General features: G+C 62.1%; 19 protein-coding genes. 12 read left to right on the top strand and 7 right to left on the bottom strand.

The genetic code is table 11. The features are described from left to right. Nucleotides 1-29: 29 nt before the first annotated feature. The 3 genes from ON753_RS18795 (at nt 30) to ON753_RS18785 (ending at nt 2,868) form a co-directional block, all read left to right on the top strand. Nucleotides 30-914 (top strand): F0F1 ATP synthase subunit gamma, encoded by an 885-nt coding sequence (locus ON753_RS18795; RefSeq protein WP_265964354.1) that lies wholly within the window; start codon nt 30-32, stop codon nt 912-914. 25 nt (nt 915-939) lie between these two features. Next, nucleotides 940-2,364, top strand: a complete 1,425-nt coding sequence (gene atpD, locus ON753_RS18790) for a F0F1 ATP synthase subunit beta (RefSeq protein WP_377047145.1) — start codon at nt 940-942, stop codon at nt 2,362-2,364. A 96-nt stretch (nt 2,365-2,460) separates the two neighbouring features. After that, nucleotides 2,461-2,868, top strand: a complete 408-nt coding sequence (locus tag ON753_RS18785) for a F0F1 ATP synthase subunit epsilon (RefSeq protein WP_265964351.1) — start codon at nt 2,461-2,463, stop codon at nt 2,866-2,868. A gap of 170 nt (nt 2,869-3,038) precedes the next feature. Here the strand turns inward: ON753_RS18785 and ON753_RS18780 are convergent, their stop codons facing one another. From ON753_RS18780 to ON753_RS18750, 7 genes are all read right to left on the bottom strand, one after another. After that, nucleotides 3,039-5,642, bottom strand: a complete 2,604-nt coding sequence (locus ON753_RS18780) for a sensor domain-containing diguanylate cyclase (protein WP_265964349.1) — start codon at nt 5,640-5,642, stop codon at nt 3,039-3,041. A 398-nt stretch (nt 5,643-6,040) separates the two neighbouring features. After that, complete coding sequence (locus ON753_RS18775) at nt 6,041-6,247, bottom strand: hypothetical protein (RefSeq protein WP_265964347.1); 207 nt, start codon at nt 6,245-6,247, stop codon at nt 6,041-6,043. 282 nt (nt 6,248-6,529) lie between these two features. Beyond that, the gene (locus tag ON753_RS18770; protein WP_265964345.1) at nt 6,530-8,146 is read right to left on the bottom strand and encodes a molybdopterin-binding/glycosyltransferase family 2 protein; all 1,617 of its coding nucleotides are present in this window, start codon (nt 8,144-8,146) and stop codon (nt 6,530-6,532) included. Then, complete coding sequence (locus ON753_RS18765; RefSeq protein WP_265964343.1) at nt 8,143-8,838, bottom strand: XdhC family protein; 696 nt, start codon at nt 8,836-8,838, stop codon at nt 8,143-8,145. The genes ON753_RS18770 and ON753_RS18765 overlap by 4 nt, the downstream gene beginning before the upstream one ends. A 3-nt stretch (nt 8,839-8,841) precedes the next feature. Continuing rightward, nucleotides 8,842-9,468 carry a LysE family translocator gene (locus ON753_RS18760; protein ID WP_265964341.1) on the bottom strand — a complete coding sequence of 209 codons (627 nt, stop codon included), beginning with the start codon at nt 9,466-9,468 and terminating at the stop codon, nt 8,842-8,844. Nucleotides 9,469-9,486: 18 nt separating this feature from the next. Next, on the bottom strand, nt 9,487-9,822 hold the full coding sequence (locus tag ON753_RS18755) for an XdhC family protein (RefSeq protein ID WP_265964339.1): 336 nt from the start codon (nt 9,820-9,822) through the stop codon (nt 9,487-9,489). 130 nt (nt 9,823-9,952) lie between these two features. Continuing rightward, the gene (locus ON753_RS18750; protein ID WP_265964337.1) at nt 9,953-11,563 is read right to left on the bottom strand and encodes a phosphoenolpyruvate carboxykinase; all 1,611 of its coding nucleotides are present in this window, start codon (nt 11,561-11,563) and stop codon (nt 9,953-9,955) included. A gap of 542 nt (nt 11,564-12,105) precedes the next feature. Here ON753_RS18750 and ON753_RS18745 point away from each other — a divergent pair. The 9 genes from ON753_RS18745 (at nt 12,106) to tsaE (ending at nt 23,502) form a co-directional block, all read left to right on the top strand. Then, nucleotides 12,106-12,804, top strand: a complete 699-nt coding sequence (locus tag ON753_RS18745; RefSeq protein ID WP_265964335.1) for a response regulator transcription factor — start codon at nt 12,106-12,108, stop codon at nt 12,802-12,804. Between the two features lie 145 nt (nt 12,805-12,949). Then, the gene (locus tag ON753_RS18740) at nt 12,950-14,758 is read left to right on the top strand and encodes a sensor histidine kinase (RefSeq protein ID WP_265964333.1); all 1,809 of its coding nucleotides are present in this window, start codon (nt 12,950-12,952) and stop codon (nt 14,756-14,758) included. After that, nucleotides 14,755-15,222 (top strand): HPr kinase/phosphorylase, encoded by a 468-nt coding sequence (locus ON753_RS18735; protein ID WP_265964331.1) that lies wholly within the window; start codon nt 14,755-14,757, stop codon nt 15,220-15,222. Before ON753_RS18740 ends, ON753_RS18735 begins: the two co-directional genes overlap by 4 nt. Before the next feature lie 135 nt (nt 15,223-15,357). Then, nucleotides 15,358-15,762, top strand: a complete 405-nt coding sequence (locus ON753_RS18730; protein WP_265964329.1) for a PTS sugar transporter subunit IIA — start codon at nt 15,358-15,360, stop codon at nt 15,760-15,762. Nucleotides 15,763-15,771: 9 nt separating this feature from the next. Next, a complete protein-coding gene (locus tag ON753_RS18725) occupies nt 15,772-16,056 on the top strand; it encodes an HPr family phosphocarrier protein (RefSeq protein WP_265964327.1) in 285 nt (94 codons plus the stop codon). 120 nt (nt 16,057-16,176) lie between these two features. Next, nucleotides 16,177-17,484 (top strand): SAM-dependent methyltransferase, encoded by a 1,308-nt coding sequence (locus ON753_RS18720; protein WP_265964325.1) that lies wholly within the window; start codon nt 16,177-16,179, stop codon nt 17,482-17,484. 334 nt (nt 17,485-17,818) lie between these two features. Then, nucleotides 17,819-19,207, top strand: coding sequence for an adenosylhomocysteinase (ahcY, locus tag ON753_RS18715; protein ID WP_265964323.1), 1,389 nt, complete (start codon nt 17,819-17,821; stop codon nt 19,205-19,207). A gap of 246 nt (nt 19,208-19,453) precedes the next feature. After that, nucleotides 19,454-21,964, top strand: a complete 2,511-nt coding sequence (locus ON753_RS18710; RefSeq protein ID WP_265964321.1) for a PAS domain-containing sensor histidine kinase — start codon at nt 19,454-19,456, stop codon at nt 21,962-21,964. An 11-nt stretch (nt 21,965-21,975) separates the two neighbouring features. Beyond that, nucleotides 21,976-23,502, top strand: a complete 1,527-nt coding sequence (gene tsaE, locus ON753_RS18705; protein ID WP_265964318.1) for a tRNA (adenosine(37)-N6)-threonylcarbamoyltransferase complex ATPase subunit type 1 TsaE — start codon at nt 21,976-21,978, stop codon at nt 23,500-23,502. The last annotated feature ends 23 nt before the right edge of the window (nt 23,503-23,525 follow it).

Here is a 23,525-nt window from a genome sequence, read left to right as displayed (position 1 = left end):
ACACGCCGGGATAAGGAGCAGGGGCGGCCATGCCGAGCCTGAAGGACTTAAGAAACCGCATCGCTTCCGTGAAGGCGACGCAGAAGATCACCAAGGCCATGCAGATGGTGGCCGCGGCGAAGCTGCGTCGTGCCCAGGAAGCTGCGGAGGCCGCACGGCCCTATGCGGAACGCATGGATGCGGTGCTGGCCAACCTCGCGGTGGCCTTCGAGGGGCGCGACGACGCTCCGAAGCTGATGTCCGGCACGGGCAGCGACCAGGTTCATCTCCTGGTCGTCGCAACGGCCGAACGCGGGCTGTGCGGAGGTTTCAACGCCAACATCGCCAAGCTGGCGCGCGAGAAGGCACGCAGCCTGCTCGCGCAAGGCAAGACGGTCAAGATCATCTGCGTCGGCAAGAAGGGCTTCGACGTCCTCAAGCGCGAGCTCGGCCAGTATGTGATCAAGACCATCGATCTGCGCAACGTGAAGACCCTCAGGTTTTCCGATGCGGATGAAATCGGCCGCGAAGTGCTCTCCATGTTCGAAGATGGCGAGTTCGACGTCTGCACGCTGTTTTATTCGACCTTCAAGTCGGTAATCGCGCAGGAGCCGACCACGCAGCAGCTGATCCCGGCTCATTTCGAGACGGATGAGGCGGATGCGGCGGCCGGTACGAGCGCGGTTTACGAATATGAACCGGACGAGGCCGAGATCCTTGCGGATCTGCTGCCGCGTAATGTCTCCGTTCAGATTTTCCGGGCGCTTCTGGAAAACGCCGCGTCCGAGCAGGGTGCCCGTATGTCCGCAATGGACAATGCGACCCGCAACGCCGGCGATATGATCGACAAGCTGACGATCAACTACAACCGCCAGCGCCAGGCTCAGATTACGACGGAACTGATTGAAATTATCTCGGGCGCGGAAGCGCTCTAACGGGATCGATACGAGGATTAGGGATATGGCTGACAAACTGGTCGGACGGGTCACCCAGGTCATCGGCGCCGTTGTCGACGTCAAGTTCGATGACCACCTGCCGTTGATCCTGAACGCTCTTGAACTTGACAACCACGGCACCCGACTGGTGCTCGAGGTCGCACAGCATCTTGGCGAACACACGGTTCGCACCATCGCGATGGACTCCACCGAGGGTCTGGTTCGCGGACAGGAAGTTGTCGACACCGGTTCGCCGATTTCGGTGCCGGTCGGCGATGGAACTCTGGGCCGCATCATGAACGTGATCGGCGAGCCGGTGGATGAAGCCGGTGACATTCCGCACGAAGACCGCCGCGCGATTCACCAGGAAGCTCCGGCTTTCATCGAACAGTCCACCGAAGCTCAGATCCTTGTCACGGGCATCAAGGTCGTCGACCTTCTCGCCCCGTATGCAAAGGGTGGCAAGATCGGCCTGTTCGGCGGCGCCGGCGTGGGCAAGACCGTTCTGATCATGGAACTCATCAACAACGTCGCCAAGGCGCACGGCGGTTACTCCGTGTTCGCAGGCGTCGGCGAGCGCACCCGTGAAGGCAACGACCTTTACTGGGAAATGATCGAATCGGGCGTGAACAAGGAAGGCGGCGGCGAAGGCTCCAAGGCCGCTCTGGTTTACGGCCAGATGAACGAGCCTCCCGGAGCCCGCGCACGTGTTGCCCTGACTGGTCTGACCGTTGCGGAACATTTCCGTGACAAGGGCCAGGACGTTCTGTTCTTCGTCGACAACATCTTCCGCTTCACCCAGGCTGGTTCCGAGGTGTCCGCGCTTCTCGGCCGTATTCCTTCCGCCGTGGGCTACCAGCCGACGCTTGCCACCGACATGGGCGGCATGCAGGAACGCATCACCACCACCAACAAGGGCTCGATCACGTCCGTGCAGGCCGTCTACGTTCCGGCCGACGACTTGACCGACCCGGCACCGGCATCGACCTTCGCCCACCTGGATGCGACCACGGTTCTGAACCGTGCGATCGCCGAAAAGGGCATCTACCCGGCCGTGGACCCGCTGGACTCCACATCCCGCATGCTGGATGCTCGCATCATCGGTGAGGAACACTACGAGACGGCCCGTGCCGTTCAGGTGACGCTGCAGCGCTACAAGGCCCTGCAGGACATCATCGCCATCCTGGGCATGGACGAGCTGTCCGAAGAAGACAAGCTCAGCGTGGCCCGCGCCCGCAAGATCGAGCGCTTCCTCTCCCAGCCGTTCTTCGTGGCCGAGGTCTTCACCGGTTCCCCGGGCAAGCTGGTCCCGCTGGAAGACACCATCAAGGGCTTCAAGGGCCTGGTGGAAGGCGAATATGACCACCTGCCTGAAGCTGCTTTCTACATGGTCGGCTCCATCGAGGAGGCCGTCGAGAAGGCACAGCGTCTGGCCGCGGAAGCCGCTTGAGTCTGAAATGAAACGGACGCCCGCTGCGGGCGTCCGGTTTTCTTCATGTTCGATGGCCCCGCCATCTTGAAAGTAGACTGACAAGGAAGACGCCAAATGGCTGAACTTTTCCAGTTCGAGTTGGTCTCGCCGGAGCGCCAGCTCCTGTCCGCACAGGTTGCCGAAGTCGTTGTACCGGGCACCGACGGCGATTTTGGCGTTCTGAAGAACCACAGCCCGTTCATGTCCACCATCAGGCCGGGCATCCTGAAGGTCCGCGGCGAAAACGGCGCATGGGACGATTATTTCGTCCGCGGCGGCTTTGCCGACGTGGGCTCCGGCGGTCTCTCCGTTCTGGCCGAGCAGGCCATTTCGGTCAAGGAGATCAGCAGGGAGCAGCTTGATCAGGCGATCAAGGACGCGGAAGAAGATGTCGCTGACGCCAAGGACGACGACACGAAGCAGAAGGCGGAAATGACCCTGTCTCAGCTGAAGGAAGTCGCCGACGCATTGAAGGCTGCTTAAGAAGCGGCAACGGCCGAACGGCCCTTTTCCAGGCGCGGTCTGCAAACAGGCCGCGCTTTTTGTTTGGGCGGACAGCCGGCCGGCGGTTCGTCTCGGGCGGCTCCGGCAACAGGATCCGAACGGTTGGGTCCAGCCGGGTCCCGTCACATTTCCAGAATCACTCCCGACGGCTAGCCGTGCACCAGCTTCCTCTTCCTCGCACGGAAGAAACGGTAGTCGTTGCGGCCGCTGTTCTTGACGTCGTAGAGCGCGATGTCCGCCTTCTTGATGACCTCGTTGATCTCCTTGTCATCTTCGCCGATCGAGGCGATGCCGATGCTGGTGCTGATGTGGAGCCGATGGCCAAGGACGTCGAAGGGAGCCCGCAACTTCTGAACGATGCGTTCGGCGACTTCTGCCGCGGAATCGGGACCGGTGTCGCGCAGGACGATGGCGAATTCGTCGCCGCCGAGCCGGGCCACCAGGTCCGACGCCCGCACGCAGTCCCTGAGGCGCTGCGCGACCTGCTTGAGAAGCTCGTCGCCGGCATCGTGGCCGTATGTGTCGTTGACGGGCTTGAAGCGGTCCAGGTCGAGCAGGACAAGATTGCCGCGGCGGCGGTGAACCCGGACGTAGTTCAGGGCTTCGGCGAGTGTGGTGTTGAAGAGCGCGCGATTGGCAAGACCGGTCAGGGCATCGTGATGGGCGGCGTAGCTGATCCTCGCCGCCGCCAATTCGCGTGACGTGATATCCTCGTGGGTTGCGATCCAGCCGCCGCCGGGCATGGGGGCATGGACCGCCAGGATGATCCGCCCATTGGGGTGCGCGAATTTCGAGCTGACGACCTCGCCGGAGGAAAGCCGGATCAGCAGATCCGTCACGTATTCCCTTACGTCACCGGTGAACTCGCCCCGGGACTTTTCCGCCTCCGTGAGTTCGATAAGGCTCACGCCGGTCCGCAGCTCGCCATCGGGCTTGCCGCAGAGATCAACATATTGCTGGTTCCACAGGATCAGCCGGCCGTTCTGGTCGAAGACGCTGACGCCCTGGCGCATATTGGCGAGAACGGCTTCCAGCTCTTCGGAGCGCAGGCGGGCAACACGCTCTTCTTCCGCAAGCTGTTCTTCCATGCGCTTGCGTTCGGTGATGTCGTAGAAGCTGGTGACGATGCCTCCACGAGGGAGAGACGTGCCGCGGATCTCCAGCACCGTTCCTGCCGGGGTCAGACGCTCGTCGACATGCGGGTCCGGCCTGTCGAACAGCGCAATCCTGGATTTGATGATCTCGGCAGGGTCGCCGGGACCGTAGTCGCCGCGATGGGCGAGATAGCTCATGACCTCGACCAGATGGGCTTTCTCGTCGATGAAATGCTGCGGCAGCTGCAGCAGCCGTTGATAGTCGCCGTTGCAGATGGCAAGGCGGCGGTCATCGTCGAAATAGACAAGCCCGCCGGGCAGGTTGTCGAAGATGACCTGAAGCCTGTCCGCCTGAGACTTTGTCGAGGTGATGTCCGTCAGCGAGACCACGACACCGTCGAGCCCGAAATCGGCATTGGTGCCGAAGGCCTTGGCTGTGATGCGCAACCAGACCTGCTGATCGTCTCCCGAACGGGTGAGCTTCGCGACGAGATTGCCGACCTCTTCGGGGGCGGCCGCGGCAAGGGCCAGCGGGCTGCAGGTCGTGAAACATCCTTTCAACTGGCACTGCAATCCGAACTCAAGATCGTCGACCATCCTTCCCTTGAGGTCCTTCGGGGCGCAGCCGAGCAGCGACGCGGCGGCGGGATTGCAGGCTTCGACGCGGCCGGAGCGGTTCAACAGCAGAATACCCTCGCTCACCGCTTCCAGCGTTGCCCGATGCACCGCCTCGGAGTGGCGCACGGCCTGTTCTGATTGCTTGCGGTCCGTTATGTCCTGAATTGCGCCGACGAGGCGAACCGTCCGCCCCTCCTCGCGAACCGGGCGGCCCGCCGACCGGACCCACTTTTCGCACCCTGTTGCGGAAACGAACGGCAGTTCCATGTCCCAGTCCTCTCCGCTCTCGATGGCGCGCCGCACGGCATCGCGAAGGGCCTTGCCTGCATCGTCGGGATAGAACGTGAGGATCAGGTCCGGATCGGGCACGAAATCCGGGCCGACTTCATGGATTTCCCGGGTCTTGCCGGTCCAGGTAACGGTATTCGCCGCGAGGTCGGCATCCCAGCCGCCAACGCCGGACACGATCGCGATTTCCTCCAGCAGATCGCTTTCGCAGGCCGCCTGCCGGTGGTCCTCTTTCGCCCGGACGAGTGCGGATCGTGTTTCCATTTGCGCGCGATGGGACTTGGCCAAGCCTTCCACCACGGTTCCAAGACGCCTGAGCTGCTTCAACTGGTCTTTGCTGGGGGTCAGCGGCGTCGTGCCCATGACGCAAAGGGTTCCAAGCCTGTTCCTGCCGTCGAGCGACAGCGGGCAGCCGGCATAGAAGCGGATATGAGGTGCTCCGGTGACCTGCGGATTGGTCCGGAAGCGCGGGTCCGCGAGCGTGTCCGGAACGACCATCAGGTCGTTGGACATGATGGCATGATGACAAAAGGAAATGTCCCGGGGGGTGCTTTCAAGGTCGAGGCCGTAACGGGCCTTGAACCATTGCTCGTCTTCGCCGACCAGCGAGATCAGGGCGATCGGGCAGTTGAAGAGCGCTGCGACGACCTCGACGACCGCATCATATTCGGGCAGGCGTTCGGACCGCAGGATCTGAAGGGCGTTCAGTGCGTCGAGGCGTTCGATTTCCGCTGGTTCCTGAGCGATCTGCATAGCGCCTGTCTCTCGAAGAGAGCGACCCCCGTAAGTTTGCGAGCACTGCGGCAATTTCGCATGAACATTGGCAAAGAAGAATTAATTCGGAAGAAAATAATTGATCTAGGCGGCAAAATAGGGGAAGTGCCGTTCTGAACTAAGTAATTATAATTATATAGGAAATGTCGAACGGCGATAGCTATCAAAATTACATAGCGTGAGCCGAAGGGGTGCAGATCGAAGGTTGTATTCACCCGGTTTTTGTTTTTCGGCGGGAATATTCAAACTGACCTGCTTAAAGGCAGTGCTCCGGCAAGGTGGCGGTCGGCAATAAAAAACCCGGTCCTGGGGACCGGGTTCAAGTCTCGCGGGAAACCCGCGAAATATCTGCTCTTATGCAAAGCAGTTGTGTTGCTTCAGGCCGCGCGGCGGAACGAAAGGCTCATGTCGCCACTGGATCGGCTGCGGCGGCGCTCTTCCGGCGGGATGTAGACGATTGCGCTGTGTTCCGCGCAATAGGACACTCCGGCTTCAACACGGGTCGAGCACGGGAAGACGTAGTTCCCGGTGTCACCTTCCGCCCATTTGCAGCAGCCCGGACGCGGGAGAGAGAAGTCAGCCATTTGTTCTTTCCTTTATTCTTCTTACAAGCGACAAAAGCGCTCGACCATCCTCGGGAGGGGAGGATCCGAACAGCTTTCGACATAAATCGGATGTAATCGGCGCTCGGGACCATTGTCCAACCCATATGGGTGCCCTTCAGCAAGCGCAGGCATTACATAAGCGCCATGTCACAGAAATGCAATAGATTAGCTGGCAGGCCGGGTCTGCATTTCACGCATATCGGGTTAATGCGATATTATCATGGGACTTTGTTGCCGGAATTTACTTAAAGGATCAATTTGTTAGCTGGAATCTTCCGGCAACGCCGCTCCGGCCGCCAGTAGAGCTTCCGGCGTATCAAGATCCAGTCTTGCGGCCGGACCCATTTCTACTTCCGCTACGAGATCGGGATTTTCCGCAATGATATTCCGGGCACCGACATCACCGCTCAAGGATTTCAGCGCGTCGAAGAATCGGCGGTCCCAAAGTACCGGATTGCCCCGTTTGCCCTGCGCCGTGGCCGTAACGATCAGGCCGGTTTCGCTTTTCCGGTAAGCCTCGATCAGCTGTTTGAGCATCTCGGCATCAATGCGCGGCATGTCGCCGAGCAGGATGATCGCCGCGTCGGTATCCGGTGCCAGCGCATTCATGCCGGTGCGGATCGAACCCGCCATTCCGTTGGCGAAATCCGGGTTGTGAACGCATGCCAGATCGAGCCCGGAAACCGCGGCCCCGACCTTGTCCGCCTGGCTGCCGGTGACCACGACCACCTGGTCGAGCCCCGCTCCGGCCGCCGCTTCTGCGGCATGGCGAACGAGCGGCTTGCCGTCCAGCTGTGTCAGCAGTTTGTTCGGGCCGCCCATGCGCGAGGATGTGCCTGCCGCCAGGATGATCGCCGCGATCTTCGCCTTCTTGCTCTGGCTGCGGCCTTCTCGCGGCTGCGGCCGGGTCTCGATTTCCATCAGCAGACCTCCGACGCCCATGGCGGTGATGTCATCGGGAGTGACATCGAGTCCGGCCAGCAGTCGGTCGAGCACCCAGTCGAAGCCGTTTTCCTTCGGGCTGCGCGCACAGCCCGGAGCGCCGAGCACCGGCAACCCGTTCAGGTCTCCAAGCATCAGGAGATTGCCCGGATCGACCGGCATTCCCAGATGCCGCACCTTCCCTCCCGCAAGATCGAGCGCAGCGGGCAGGACATCGTGCCGGTCAACCACGGCGGAGGCACCGAACAGGATCAGGAAGTCGGCTCCCTCGCGAACCAGCTGTTTCATGGCATCGGCAACGGCGGGTGCCGTGTGCGCGGTCCGGACTTCGCCGATGATGGTGCCGTTGCTCGGGCGCAGCCGCTCCTGAAGAATCCTGTGTGTCTTGTCCATGGTCGCCGGCTTGAGGTGCGGAAGCTCGGTGGCGATGAGGCCGATCCAGTGCGGTTTGAACTCCGCCACACGCACGGCGCCTTGAAGCGCCTGTGCGGCCCGGTCAGCCAGATCGCCGGCGACGGCAAAGGAAATGATCTTGGCAGTGGCGACCATGCGCCCGGCTGCCACCTTGCTGTGGTTGGGCAGCGTCGCAAACGTAATGGACGGATCGACGCGATTGGCCGCCGTCACCGCCGCAGTGTCGACCACCAGCACGCCATTGACATCGGCATGAAGGTTCATCCGGCCCGTAAAGGCCTTGTCGGCGACGAGGCCCGGTCCCTTTGCCGCAAGGGCAAGACGTTCCGCGGCCGCGTCTTCGCCGATGTCGCCGGGCTGAAGACGTGCCACCACGACGTCTTGCACGCCCTCGGCAGCCAGGTTCGCGCAGTCCTCCGCAGAAAGCAGGTGTCCCTTTTTCAACGTCCGGTTCGCCAGCCTGGTTTTATGCGCCAGGATGCAGCCGACGGCTTGCTCGGGCGGACACGGTCCAAACCTCATGCCGCCGGCTCCGGCGGTTTGCGCAGTGCCTTGATGACGGCGCCGAGAACCGCGACGGCAATTTCCTCCGGCGAAGCGGCGCCGATGTCGAGCCCGATCGGAGCGTCGAGCCGTTCGAACAGGGCCGGGTCCAGGCCCGCTTCCCTGAAACGTTCCAGGCGCTTGCCATGGGTCTTGCGGCTGCCGAGGGCGCCGACATAGAAACAGCCGGTGTTCAGCGCCTCCATCAGCGGAAAGTCGTCGATCTTCGGATCGTGCGTTACGGCGGCAACGGCCGTATAGGGATCGAGAGGGGCTTCCTTCAGGACGTCCTCCGGCCATTCCGCCCGCAAGCTGCTGCCCGGAAACCGCTCTTCGCTGGCAAAGGCGGTGCGCGGATCGATCACGGTGACGTCGAGCCCGGCGATTTCCGCCATCGGCACCAGCGCCTGGCTGATATGGACGGCGCCGATGATCACCAGACGGGGGGCCGGCAGGAAGACGGTCAGAAAGGCGTCGCCCTGTTCCGTTTCAACCGTTCCGGACTTTCCGGACCGGAACCGCCTGGCGAATTCTTCCGCCAGCGGGTCGGACGCATGGTCGTCGTCCACGCGGACCAGCCTCTGGCTGCCGTCCGACAGATGGGTCACCAGGATCGCCGCGCGGCGGCGGGCGCGGTCTTCGTTCAGCTCCTTAAGGAGTGGCAGATCCATGGGTCAGGCCTTGTCCGTTGCCAGTTTCAGTCCGAGCGCCGCCAGGAGCGATCCACCCAGCCAGCGGCTCAGGTCCTGGAATCTCGAGCTTCCGGTCAGGCGCCTCTTCACCTCGCTTGCGAAGAGAACCGTAACCACGTCGGCCGAGGTGAACGCGCAATTGACGATCGTCCCAAGGATCAGAAACTGCGCCCAGATCGGCAGGCCGGCTTCGGGACTGACGAATTGCGGCAGGAACGCAATGAAGAAGATCGCGACCTTCGGATTGAGGACTTCGACCAGAACGCTGTCGGCAAAGGCCCGCCGCGCGGATTTCTGCGGCAGATCCGGCACGGGGCCGGCGGCAACCCGTGTGCGGATCATCTGGACGCCGAGATAGATCAGATAGAGACCGCCAACCAGCTTGAGGGCAAAATAGAGCGTCGGCACCACCGTGAAGATCGCCGACAGGCCGAAGGCGGCGGCAAGCACGTGGACGTAACAGCCCAGATGAATGCCCGCGGCGGCCATGAAGCCGGCCTTTCTGCCGCGGGCGATCGTCTGGGCGGCGGTATAAAGCAGCGCGGGGCCGGGCATGTAGGCGAACAGCACCGTTGCGGCAAGAAAGGCGAGAAAGGTTTCACTTGTCATTTCGGCAGTATCCCGGAGTCAGGCGACGGGTTCGACATAAACGCGGATGCGGCCACCGCAGGAAAGGCCCACCCGCCAGGCGGTCTCATCGGCCACGCCGAATTCCAGCGTCGTGGGTTTGCCGGTTTCGATCACCTCGATGGCTTCCGAAACCACGGCCCCTTCGACGCAGCCGCCGGACACCGATCCTTCGAAATTGCCGTCTGAATCGATCACCAGGTGAGAGCCGGTCGGCCGCGGTGCGGAGCCCCAGGTTTCGATGACGGTGGCAAGCGCGACGGAACGGCCTGCGTCGCGCCAGGCCTCCGCCGTTTTCAGAACATCGGGAATGGATGGAGTATCAATAGCCGGCATGAGATCGTCCCTTCAAGGTCGAGCCTTCAATATAGATCTTTCCGGAACCGTGGAAAGGCTTGCCACAAAGAAACGGCACCTGCTTGCGCAGGCGCCGCCGAGGTCAGTGGGACTTCTTGTTCGCGGGCTTTTATTCTGCGGCCAGCCGCAGGGTCGGGGCAGCGCTCAGGACGGCGCTGTCCACGTGAGCTTCGAAGGCTTCGAAATTGCGGGCGAACATCTTCACCAGTTTGGCGGCCTGAACGTCATAGGCGTCCTTGTCGTCCCAGGTTTCCCGCGGGTTCAATATCCTGTCGTCGACGCCTTCGACGCGAAGCGGCACGTCAAAGCCGAAATTCGCATCGGTGCGGAATTCCGCGTCCCTGAGGCTGCCGGAGAGGGCCGCCTGCAGCAGCGTGCGGGTCGCCTTGATCGGCATGCGGTGGCCGGTGCCGTAGGCGCCGCCGGTCCAGCCGGTATTCACCAGCCAGCAGTCCACGTCATGCTTGGCGATCAACTCTTTCAGCAGATTGCCGTATTCGGACGGATGCCGCGGCAGGAAGGGGGCGCCGAAGCAGGTCGAGAAGGTGGCCTGCGGCTCGGTGACACCTTTTTCCGTACCGGCCACCTTCGCGGTGTAGCCGGACAGGAAGTGATACATGGCCTGGGCCGGAGTGAGGCGGGCGATCGGCGGCATGACGCCGAAGGCATCCGCCGTCAGCATGATCACGGTCTTCGGGATCGGCGCGCAACCGGTCGGGCTGGCATTGGAAATGAAATGGATGGGATAGGCGGCGCGGGTGTTTTCGGTCTTCGAGCCGTCGTCGAAGTCCGGGACGCGGTCCTGGTCGAGCACCACATTTTCCAGCACGGTGCCGAAACGCTGCGTGGTGGAGAAAATCTCCGGCTCGGCTTCCGCGGACAGCTTGATGGTCTTTGCATAGCAGCCGCCTTCGAAATTGAAGACGCCGTCTTCGCTCCAGCCATGCTCGTCATCGCCGATCAGCGTGCGGGACGGGTCGGCGGAAAGGGTGGTCTTGCCCGTGCCGGAAAGGCCGAAGAACACCGCCGTGTCCCCCTCCTTGCCGACATTTGCGGAGCAATGCATGGACATCACGCCCTTGGCCGGCAGCAGGTGGTTCAGCATGGTGAAAACGGACTTTTTCATTTCTCCCGCATAGGACGTCCCGCCGATCAGGACGATCTTGCGCGTCAGGTCGCAGGCGATGACCGTTTCCGTGCGGCAGCCGTGGCGCTGCGGATCGGCCCTGAAGCTCGGCAGGTCGATAATGGTCATGTCGGGCGCAAAACCCGCCAGTTCGCGTCGCTCCGGCCGCAGCAGGAGGTTGCGGATGAACAGCGAGTGCCAGGCATATTCCGTATAGACGCGGACCGGCAGACGGTGCGTGGTGTCGGCGCCGCCGTAAAGATCCTGCGCAAACAGGTCCATGCCCTCGGCATGGGCAAGGAAATCCGCAAGCAGCCGGTCGAAATCTGCTTTCGACATCTGCGCATTGTTGTCCCACCAGACCGTGTCCCTGGTCTCGTCGTCAAGGACGACGAATTTGTCCTTCGGCGAGCGGCCGGTGTGAACGCCGGTTTCGGCGACCAGCGCCCCGCCGGCGGCCAGCCGGGCTTCTCCCCGGGAAAGCGCGTATTCGTAAAGGGCAGGTTCGTTCTGGTTCCAATAGAGCGCCTTCAGACCTTTGAAGCCGAAGGTTTCGCAGCCTATGGATGAATTCCTGACACCTACTTCTTGCATCTTCCCGCAGTCCTTGTGGTGGGGCATTGTGATTTCGCGGCCGGAAAAACTTAAGAAAGACTGAATCCGGCCCTGAGGGCTGCGAAGGTAGTGGATTGACCGGAGGGCAGCAAGACTGCCGAAGGTGCTATGTCTTTGTTTAATCGATTAAAACATGCTATTGGACGATGGGCGATTAATTCGGGGGTCGAACTAAAAAACGAAACTTTCGATATGTTCGGCTTGTTGAATGAACCGAAAGAAAGCGCGCCCATTCCGCGTCCGCAAGTGATGGGAGACGGCGATTAAATTCACCTGGACACAAAGCCGCCATAGGGGACACAATGCCGCCATGTGAGGCACAAAGTCGCCATATTGAGCCGGCTACTTGAAATTTGCTCAACCGATTCCCAACATTGCAGCGCGTCGCCTTACGTTCGTTGCCGCGAAGGGCCGTAAATACCGGTTTGCCTTAATTTATGCGCATTTAGCAGGCCAAAGGCTCTATGTTACAATAATGCCGATGCACACCACCGGTGCATTGCCGGAGATGGAAACGAAACATGCCGACAATTGCTCTGGTCGATGACGACCGCAATATTCTGACTTCGGTCTCTATCGCCCTGGAAGCGGAAGGGTATCGCGTCCAGACGTATACGGACGGAACCTCGGCGCTTGACGGGTTGCAGACCGATCCGCCGGAACTGGCGATCTTCGATATCAAGATGCCCCGCATGGACGGCATGGAACTGCTGCGCCGTCTGCGTCAGAACTCCGACATGCCGGTGATCTTCCTCACCTCGAAAGACGATGAGATCGACGAATTGTTCGGACTGAAGATGGGCGCCGACGATTTCATCCGCAAACCCTTCTCCCAGCGTCTTCTGGTCGAGCGCGTCCGGGCGGTTCTCCGGCGGGCGCAGCCCCGCGACGCGTCCACGGCGCGCGAGGATGCGGACAAGCTGCTGGAGCGCGGCCAGCTGGTCATGGATCAGGAGCGTCACACCTGCACCTGGAACAACAAGCCGGTCACGCTGACGGTCACCGAGTTTCTGATCCTGTCCGCCCTGGCGCAGCGCCCCGGCGTGGTCAAGAGCCGTAACGCGCTCATGGACGCGGCCTATGACGATCAGGTCTATGTGGACGACCGGACCATCGACAGCCACATCAAACGCCTCCGGAAAAAGTTCAAGGTCGTTGACGACGACTTCGATATGATCGAAACCCTTTATGGTGTCGGCTACCGGTTCCGCGAGGTCTGAGGAGCCGCAAGGGGTATCGACCACGTTGAGACATCGGAGGAATGCATCCTTGCGAAGGAGCCGGCCACTGAACGCGGCGTTGAGCGGGCCGGGCGATCCTTCTCGCGGCCGCTGCTGGACCCGTTGTCGGCCCGTTGGTGCATGAATGGCAGCTGAAAGCGAGAGTGCGGAACGCGTTGGCGTCTCCGATCCGGAAAGCGGTTCGGAACGCTCCCGGCTGCGCAGGCTTGGCAACAAGCGTCTCCGCCGCCGTCTTCTCAACCAGTTCGGCCGGATTTTCGGCACCTATGTTCTATCGTCCCTGACGCGCCGGATCATCGCGATCAATCTTGTCGGCCTGCTGGCCCTCGTGATCGGCATTCTCTATCTCAATCAGTTCCGGGCCGGCCTGATCGATGCGCGGGTGCAAAGCCTCCTCACCCAGGGCGAGATCATCGCCGGGGCGATTGCCGCCTCCGCGACCGTCGATACCGGAACGATCACCGTGGATCCGGAACGGCTGCTGGAATTGCAGGCCGGCGAGAGCCTGACACCGACCGGGGGAGATCTGGACAGTCTCGACTTCCCGATCAACCCCGAGCGCGTCGGCCCCGTCCTGCGCAGGCTGATTTCGCCGACCAAGACGCGGGCGCGGATCTATGATCCGGAAGGCATTCTAATCCTCGATTCCCGGCACCTTTATTCCAGCGCGCAGATCCTGCGTTTCGACCTGCCGCCTCCCACGGATGTGGAAGAAAGCTTCTGGGAAGTCGTCTGGCAATGGGCCAAGCGCTGGCTTCAGCAGGGCGACCTGCCGCTCTACCAGGAAGTCGGCGGCGGCGACGGCCGGGCCTATCCGGAAGTCGAGGCGGCTCTTGCGGGCTCGCCGGCGAGCGTCACCCGCATTTCGCAGCGGGGCGAACTGATCGTCTCGGTGGCGGTGCCGATCCAGCGGTTTCGGGCCGTGCTCGGGTCGCTGCTCCTGTCGACCCAGGGCGGGGACATTGACGCCATCGTGCGGGCGGAGCGGATCGCCATCATGCGGGTGTTCCTGTTCGCCGCGACGGTCACGATCCTGTTGTCCATCTTCCTGGCCGGCACGATCGCCGGCCCCGTGCGGCGCCTGGCGGCCGCCGCGGACCGGGTCCGCAGGGGATCGAACTCGCGCGAGGAAATCCCGGACTTCTCCGACCGACAGGACGAAATCGGCCACCTGGCAAGGTCATTCCGAGAGATGACCCATGCGCTCTATAACAAGATCGACGCCATCGAACAGTTCGCCGCCGATGTCGCCCATGAGCTGAAGAACCCGCTCACCTCGCTACGCAGCGCGGTCGAAACCCTGCCGCTGGCGAAATCGAAGGAGTCCATGGACCGGCTGATGGAGGTCATCCAGCATGATGTGCGCCGTCTGGACCGCTTGATCAGCGACATTTCCGACGCCTCCCGTCTGGATGCGGAGCTGGCAAGGATCCAGGCCGAGACCATCGATCTGGCCGAGCTGCTGCGCAACATGGCGGGCGCCGCCAACCAGCGGGCCGCCACGGACGAGGCGAGCGTCAAGCTGACCGTTGCCGATGCGCCGGGAACCAAGCCCTATGTGATGCAGGGGCACGATATCCGCCTTGGCCAGGTGATCAGCAACCTGCTCGACAATGCCCGTTCCTTCTCGCCCGCGGGGGGAACGGTGCGGGTCTCCCTGTCCCGCGAGGACCGGATGATCAAGGTGACGGTTGACGACGACGGGCCGGGGATCCGCGCGGAGAACACCGAGCGCATCTTCGAACGCTTCTATACGGACCGTCCCGAGGGCGAGGGCTTCGGCAACAATTCGGGTCTCGGCCTGTCGATTTCAAGACAGATCATCGAGGCCCACGGCGGCTCGATCAAGGCCACCAACCGGCTGAAACCGGACGGCAAGACGGCCGCCGGCGCGCGGTTCACCATCTATCTGCCCGCGGGCAAGGGCAAATGACACGGCAGTCCGTCCACGCCACCTGCGTGGTTGTCGGTACGCACGGCGTGCTGATCCGCGGCGATGCTGGCAGCGGCAAATCCTCACTGGCCGAAACCTTGCTCGAGGCTGCCCGCGCAAAGGGCAATTTTGCGGCCCTCGTTGCCGATGACCGCGTTCTTCTGGATGCGGAGCGGGACCGGGTTCTGGCCCGCGTGCCGGAGACGATCCAGGGGATGATCGAAGTCCGCGGCGTCGGGCTGGAGGAGATCGCATTCGAGCCGGTCGCGTGTGTCGATCTGATCGTGGATCTGAAACCGCCCGAAGCGATCGACCGCTTGCCGGACCCGGCCCTTGCAAGCGATCTTCTGGAAGGAATATCCCTGCCGCTGCTGTCCTGTCCGTCGAACGATCCCGGCACAAGTTTGCGGCAGATCCGCTGGGCTTTCAGGGAACTCTTTCCCGAAACGGCGGATTATATATAAAGGGAAAGCGGATCTTTTTTGCTTGCAACTGAGGAAACGGTTGAAGAGAGTGCATCTGACTGATAAACGCCCGGCTCTTTCCAGGCTCCGACGGGGCCGCGAGCTACTTGCACTCGATCAGCAGGCCGTAGACGTATGATTGGACTTGTACTTGTCACCCACGGACGCCTCGCCGAGGAATTCAAGGCGGCGCTGGAACATGTTGTCGGTCCTCAGGAACAGGTCGAAACGATTTCCATTGGCCCGGACGACGACATGGAGCAGCGGCGCCAGGATATTCTGGCCGCGGTCGAGGCCGCCAATACCGGCCAGGGAGTGGTGCTGTTGACCGACATGTTCGGCGGCACGCCGTCCAACCTGGCGATTTCCGTCATGGACGGCAAGTCGGTGGAAGTGGTGGCCGGCGTCAATCTGCCCATGCTGATCAAGCTGGCGAGTGTCCGCCACGACCGCGATCTGGCGACCGCCGTCGACGAGGCGCGTCAGGCCGGCCAGAAATATATCTCCGTCGCAAGCCAGGTGCTGTCGGGGCAAAATTAAAAAGAAGAGATGAAAACGGACAATCTGCTCGAAAGAGACCTGACAATCGTCAACCGGCGCGGGCTCCATGCCCGGGCATCCGCAAAACTGGTCAAGCTGGTCGAGCGTTTTCGGGCCGATGTTCAAGTGTCCAGGGACGGACAAACCGTCGGCGGCACGTCCATTATGGGGCTGATGATGCTTGCCGCCAGCCCCGGCTGCTGCATCACGGTTCGTGTCAGTGGCGAAGACGCCGAAGAGGCGCTGGCGGCGATTTCCGAACTTGTTGAAACCGGATTCGGTGAAAAGGACTGAGCTTGACGGGGCTTGCCCCGTTTTGACCAATGCTGCAAACAGTCATTCCCCATGACGTCATGATGCTTCAGCTCCCTGCCGGAAATCCGCCCGCATTGTTTATGAATTGCAGGAGAGACCATGGCGCAGATGTCAGCCGACGCCGTTTCCGGGGCGACCAGACAGCTTCTTCAGCACGTTCATGAGGCGCTCGGGCCGGAATTCGCCTTTGAACTTGCCGACGGCACGGTGATCCCTTCCGCCGCTTCGCCGGACGGAATGCGCCTGTTCATCTCCGATGCCGCCCTGCCGCGGCTCCTGCGTGCACCGGGCCTCAGGACCGTCATCGAGCTTTATGCCGCAGGCGACATCGACCCGCGCGGCGGCACGATTTTCGATTTCGCCGACAAGCGACCCAAGGTGAAGGGCAAGGCACTCCTGCGAAAACTGAACAAGCGCCTGCTGCTCGGTTCCGCCTGGAAGCTGCTGCGCGCGCCCCGCGGCTTGGCGCCAGCCGGTGAAGCGCCGGACGCGGCGGCGCCCAATGCCGCTTCGGGCAGTGCCAAGGCGGATATCGCCTTTCACTATGACGTCTCCAACGACTTCTACCGGCACTTTCTCGATCCGGAAATGCTCTACACCTGCGGCTATTTCCGCGACTGGGACAACGACCTGGCAACGGCGCAGCGCGACAAGCTGGAGATGATCTGCCGCAAACTGCGGCTGAAGCCCGGCGACCGGCTGCTTGACATCGGCTGCGGCTGGGGCGGGCTCATCTGTTACGCCGCGCAGCATTACGGCGTGACGGCCGTCGGCGTGACGCTCGCCGAAGAACAGGCCAGGCTCGCCCGCGATCGGATCCGGGAGCGCGGCCTGGAAGGCAAGGTGCAGGTGGAGCTGAAGGACTACCGCGAGCTGGATGGCCAGTTCGACAAGATTTCCTCGATCGGCATGTTCGAGCATGTCGGCATCGACAATCACGACGACTACTACCGGCATGTGCACCGTCTGCTCAAGCCGCGCGGGCTTTACCTGCATCACGCGATCACGCGGAGGGGGAAAAAGGACCTCAGGAAGTTCCGCCGCAAGAAGGCTGAATATCAGACGCTGGTCCGCTACATCTTCCCGGGCGGCGAAGTGGATCACATCGGCTGGACCCTGACCAATCTCGAAGCGCACGGCTTCGAGGTCCACGATGTCGAAGCCTGGCGGGAGCATTATGCCCGCACCACCCGCCTTTGGGCCGAAAACCTCATGGCGGCGAAAGAAGCTGCCATTGCCGAAGTCGGCGAGCGCAAATACAGGCTGTGGCTCGCCTATCTGTGCGGCGTCTCGCTCGGCTTTGATCGCGGCACGATCGGGATCTTCCAGACGGTAACCTCCCGCCGCACCAAAGGCCCCTCCGGAATGCCGCCGTCCCGCGAGGATTTGTACCGTGGAGCGATCTGACTTCGTTTTCGAGAATTGAAGTACTCTTAAATCACATGTTGAGACTGGCCGGCAAGCGCCGGGTGAGGGGACGCATGTCTCGAGGACACCAAGCGCGTGCCCGTCGGTTCCGGGGCTTCGGCTGCTTTCGTCGTTGATATAAAGAATTCTTTATATCTTTATTGCGCCATGTCGCTGGTGGCGTTATAACCCGTCCCAAGGATTTTCGGATGTCGTCCGGAAATCTACAGGCGGCCGCGCACATGCCTTGACAGGCATTGGCTCTTCAAAGAGCGGCGGCCGCGACTTCGAGGCCCGGCACTGGAGCCGGGGCTAAAAAAATCAGGACACTTTCATGACCGACTACATTGTCAAAGACATAGGGCTCGCAGATTGGGGCCGCACCGAGATCGAGATCGCTGAACACGAAATGCCGGGCCTGATGGCCTGCCGCGAGGAATTCGGCGACGCAAAGCCGCTGAAAGGTGCCCGGATCGCCGGGTCGCTGCACATGACCATTCAGACCGCGGTTCTGATCGAGACTCTGGTTGCGCTGGGTGCGGAAGTCCGCTGGGCGTCCTGCAACATCTACTCCACGCAGGACCAGGCCGCTGCGGCGATCGCCGCCGCCGGCATTCCGGTTTTCGCCACCAAGGGTGAAACCCTGGAAGAATACTGGGACTACGCCGACAAGATCTTCGACTTCCCCGAGGGAGCGAACATGATCCTGGATGACGGCGGCGATGCCACGCTCTACATCCTGCTCGGCGCGCGGGTCGAGGCCGGTGAAACCGAACTCATCGCCAACCCGACGTCGGAAGAAGAGGAATGCCTCTTTGCCCAGATCAAGAAGCGCATCGCATCCAGCAAGGGCTGGTTCACCAAGCAGCGCGATCTGATCCAGGGTGTTTCGGAAGAAACCACCACCGGCGTCCTGCGTCTTTACGAGATGCAGAAGAAGGGCCAGCTGCCGTTCCCGGCGATCAACGTCAACGACAGCGTCACCAAGTCCAAGTTCGACAACCGTTACGGCTGCCGTGAATCCCTCGTCGACGGCATCCGCCGCGGCACGGACGTGATGATGTCCGGCAAGGTCGCCGTCGTGTGCGGCTACGGCGATGTCGGCAAGGGCTCTGCCCAGTCGCTGGCCGGTGCCGGCGCCCGCGTGATCGTCACCGAAATCGACCCGATCTGCGCCCTGCAGGCTTCCATGGACGGTTTCGAGGTCAAGACCATCGAACAGACCCTGCCGGAAGGCGACATCTATGTCACCGCGACCGGCAACAAGGACATCATCACCTTCGACCACATGCGTGGCATGAAGGACATGGCGATCGTCTGCAACATCGGCCACTTCGATAACGAGATCCAGGTTGCTGCCCTGAAGAACACAAAGTGCCGCCCGGTCAAGGACCAGGTCGACCTTTACGAGTTCCCGGACGGCAAGCGCATGATCCTGCTCTCGCAGGGCCGTCTCGTGAACCTCGGCAACGCGACCGGTCACCCGAGCTTCGTCATGTCCGCCAGCTTCACCAACCAGGTGCTGGCGCAGATCGAACTCTATTCCAAGGGCGACCAGTACAAGAACGAAGTCTACGTGCTGCCGAAGCACCTGGATGAGAAGGTTGCACGTCTCCATCTGGAGAAACTTGGAGTTACGTTAACCGAGTTGACGGACGGACAATCTCAATATCTGGGGATTAACAAGACCGGTCCGTTCAAGCCGGAACACTACAAATACTGATTCTTCGAAGGCGACACACTATATGTGGTAATCGCCTCGATTCGGTACTGTGAACAAAAAAATGCAGGACCCTTCAATTTGAAGGGTCCTGTTAACTTTTCAGCAACGGACTCTTCTGCGTGATTCTCAAAAAGGTTATGGTTTAAGCGAATCAAAGGCCAGGAGGCGGATGTCTTTGATTTGCTCCCGAAATCTGGGAGCGGCGCCTGCGCAAAGCGGGACGACGCGGCACAAGGGGATCATGACATGCCGAAAGGCAGCAGGGACGGCGCGCGGATACGCGCGACGTGGCGAGAGTGGAGTCTGAGTAAGGTCAAGCTTGGCGGCGCTGCGGCGGCGGGCCTTGGACTGTCTTCCGGTCCGGCTGCTGCCGGCATCGTGTCCGGCACGCTGGCGGCCATCAACCCCGGCACCATGATCCTGTTCGGCGCGCTTGGCGGCATGTGTCTTTTCTCCGTCACCGCCGCGATCGCTCTGGTGCGCCATCGCAGACTCGCCGCCCAGATCACCGGTTCCCTGGAAAAGGAAAAGAGCGACCTGAAATTCCGGGTCGACCGCCTGGAAGCCATGCTCAACACCGACGAGCAGCGCGTGATCGTTTGGACCGGCAACGGCGCCATGCCGCAGATCTGGGGCATCCTTCCGGAAAAGTCGGGCGTACCGCGCCCGCCGGCACAGCTCCTGGCATTCGGCAGCTGGCTGACTGCAAAAGGCGCCGGGGATCTGGAACGGCACCTGGACATGCTGTTTCGCACCGGCGAAGCCTTCACCACCACATTGAAGACCCGCACCGGCACCTATGTCGAGGCGCTCGGCCGCACCACCGGCGGTGCCGTCGTGCTGCGCCTGCGCGACCTGACCGGCGAGAGGCAGATGCAGGCGGAACTTGCCGCGCGCAACGCCAGGATCTCCGGCGAACTCCACATGCTGCACGCACTGCTGAACGCCATGCCCGCGCCGGCCTGGCAGCGGGATGCGGAAGGCAATCTCATCTGGGCGAATGCGGCCTATGCCGAAGCGGTCGACATGCCGGACGCCGCAAGCGCGGTCAAGGACGGTGCGACCTTCCTGGACGCTGCCGCACGCACCGCCATGGCGGTGCAACGCACGGAAGACGGCTGTTTCACCGCCCGCATCCCGATCGTCGCCTCCGGCGAGCGCCGGGTTTTCGAAGTGACGGACGTCAACGCGAATGTCGGCGGAGCCGGCATCGCCGTGGATATCAGCGAACTGGAACGGGCCCAGAAGGAAATGAACCGCGCGGAGGAGTTCCACGGCCGCACGCTCGACCAGCTCGCCGCCGCCGTCGCCATCTTCAGCAGCGACCGCAAGCTGCAGTTCTACAATGCCGCCTTCCGCCAGCTTTGGGATCTCGACCCGGCCTTCCTGGAAGGCCGCCCCGAAGACGGCGCCGTGCTCGATGCCCTGCGCGCCGCGCGCAAGCTGCCCGAGCAGGCCGACTATCGAGTCTGGCGCAACAAGATGCTGGAGAACTACCAGTCCCTGGAGGCGAAGGAAAACTGGTGGCACCTGCCCGATGGCCGCACCTTGCGCGTCATCGCCAACCCGCATCCCCAGGGCGGCGTCACCTATATCTACGAGAACGTCACCGAGCAGCTCGATCTGGAAAGCCGCTACAACGCGCTCACCCGGGTCCAGGGCGAAACCCTCGACAATCTTTCCGAGGCTGTTGCCGTGTTCGGTTCCGATGGCCGCCTGCGGCTCTGGAACCCGGCATTCGGGCGCATCTGGAGCCTGGAGGAAGACCGCCTCTCCGAACTGCCGCACGTGAAGGAAGTGGTCTCCGCCTGTACCCTGAGCGAGGTCGAGAAGCAGGCCTGGGAACAGCTTGCGGGCAGCGTGACCGGCCTTGTCGACAACCGCACGCAAAAGATCAGCCGCCTGGAGCGCCACAATGGCGACGTGCTGGACTATGCCACCGTGCCGCTGCCGGACGGCGGCACGCTGGTCACCTTCGTGGATGTGACCGACAGCGTGAATGTCGAGCGCGCCCTGCTTGAGAAGAACGAGGCGCTTCAGCAGGCCGACCTGATCAAGAACGCCTTCATTCAGCACGTCTCCTACGAGCTGCGCTCACCGCTGACCAACATCATCGGCTTCGCCCAGCTTCTGTCCGACCCGAAATTCGGCGAGCTTTCCGAAAAGCAGGGCGAATACGCCGAATACATCCAGTCGTCCTCCTCGGCTCTTCTGGCCATCATCAACGACATTCTGGACCTTGCGACCCTCGATGCGGGCATCATGGAACTGGATATCGGCGAGGTCGATGTCGCAACCACGGTTTCCGCTGCCGTCGAGGGCCTGAAGGACCGGATCGCCGAAGCCCGGATCAACCTGCGCACCCACGTGCCGGAGAATATCGGCATGATCGTCGCGGACGAAAAGCGTCTGCGCCAGGTTCTGTTCAACCTGATTTCCAACGCGGTCCGCTATTCCGAGGCCGATGGTGTCGTCGATGTGAGCTGCAGCCGCGAGGACGATAGCGTGACCTTCGTCGTGAAGGATCACGGCCACGGCATCCCGGCTGAAATCCTGACCCAGGTCTTCAACCGCTTTGTCGGCCACGACACCGGCTCCCGGCGCCAGGGCGCGGGCCTTGGCCTTGCCATCGTCAAGAGCTTCGTCGAACTGCATGGCGGCACGGTCGACATCCAGTCCGCCGAAGGCAATGGCACCACGGTTACCTGCGTTTTCCCGGCACGGCCCGAACTGGCGGATCAGGCCGCGGCCGAATAGGATGCCGGCTGATGGCAGACCATGACCTGAGGCATTTGCCGTCGCCGTTCCTGACCCTGGACATTCCGGACGAAGCCGGAACGCGTCGGCTCGCCAACGAGCTGGCGGTGGTGCTGAGAGCAGGCGACACCGTCTGCCTGTCCGGCGACCTCGGCGCCGGCAAGTCGACCTTCGCAAGAGCGCTCCTGCGCACCTTTGCCGGCGACCCCGAGCTCGAAGTCCCAAGCCCGACCTTCACCCTTGTCCAGACTTATGCGTTTAGCCGCTTCGACCTCTCCCATTTCGACCTCTACCGTCTGGAAGAGCCTGAAGAGCTCGAGGAACTGGGCCTGGACGACCTTTTGGAAACCGGGGCGGCGCTGATCGAGTGGCCGGAAAAGGCGCAAGACCTGCTGCCGGAAACGGCGCTGTGGATCCAGATCACGCAGCGGTCGGAGGAAACCGGGGAGCGTATCTTCAGCTTCCACTCCGACGCCCCTGGCTGGCAGGGGCGGGTTGCGCAGTCGTTCGAAATCCGGGCCTTCCTGCAAAAGACCGACTTCCGGGACGCCGAACGCCGCTTTCTGGCGGGCGATGCTTCCCTGCGCACATTCGAGACCGTGATTTCCGGCGGCAGGTCTGCCGTGCTGATGCGCTGGCCGTTTCACGACGACGCGGTGCCGCAGGCGGTCCGCGCCTATATGGACAAGGTGCATCTCGCCCGCGACTGCCGGTCGGTGGTTGCCATCGGAACCGAGCTGCGCAAGCGCGGCTTCGGGGCTCCGGAAATCCTCGCCTCCGATCTGGAGAAGGGCCTGATCCTTGCCACCGATCTCGGCAGCGAGACGATCGTCAGGGACGGCAAGCCCGTCCCCGAACGCTACCATGCCGCGATCGGTGTTCTGGCAGCAATGCACGGGCAGACCTGGCCCAAAACCGTCTTGCTGGACAGCGGCGGAAGCTATGAGGTTCCCGACTATTCCACCGAAGCCCTGATTGCGGAAGCCTCGCTGTTTGTGGAGTGGTACGTGCCTCACGTCAGCGGCCGGGCATTGGACGAGGACGCGCGCGCGGGCTTCGAAGCGCTCTGGCGGCAAGTACTGGACGCCATTTCGGGCGCTCAACGGGGTTGGGTGCTGCGTGATTTTCATTCGCCCAACCTGCTGTGGCAGGAAGGGGCGCGCGGGACGGACCGTATCGGCCTGATCGATTTCCAGGATACGGTTTTCGGACCCGTCGCCTACGATGTCGCATCCCTGACACTGGACGCCCGCACGGACATGAGCGAAGATCTGGAAATGGAGCTTCTGGGTGCTTACGTTTCTGCAAGGGAAAGTCAGGCATCGAACTTCGATCGGGCAGAGTTTTCAAAGGCCTATGCCGTCATGGCCGCGCAGCGGATTTCGAAGATCCTCGGGATCTTCGTGCGGCTGGCCAAGCGCGATGGTAAGCCGGCTTACCTTGCCCATCTGCCGCGTCTGGCAGGCTATCTCGAACGGGTGCTTGACAGACCTTCCGTGCCGGATTTGAAAGACTGGTACGCACGCTTTCTGCCCTGAGTTCCGTCGGACCTTCAGGGCCG

It is taken from the genome of Roseibium salinum (assembly GCF_026240905.1).
Classification (GTDB): domain Bacteria; phylum Pseudomonadota; class Alphaproteobacteria; order Rhizobiales; family Stappiaceae; genus Roseibium; species Roseibium salinum.
The sequence above is the reverse complement of the archived record's forward strand: the minus strand, read 5'-3'. Positions and strand labels throughout refer to the sequence as shown.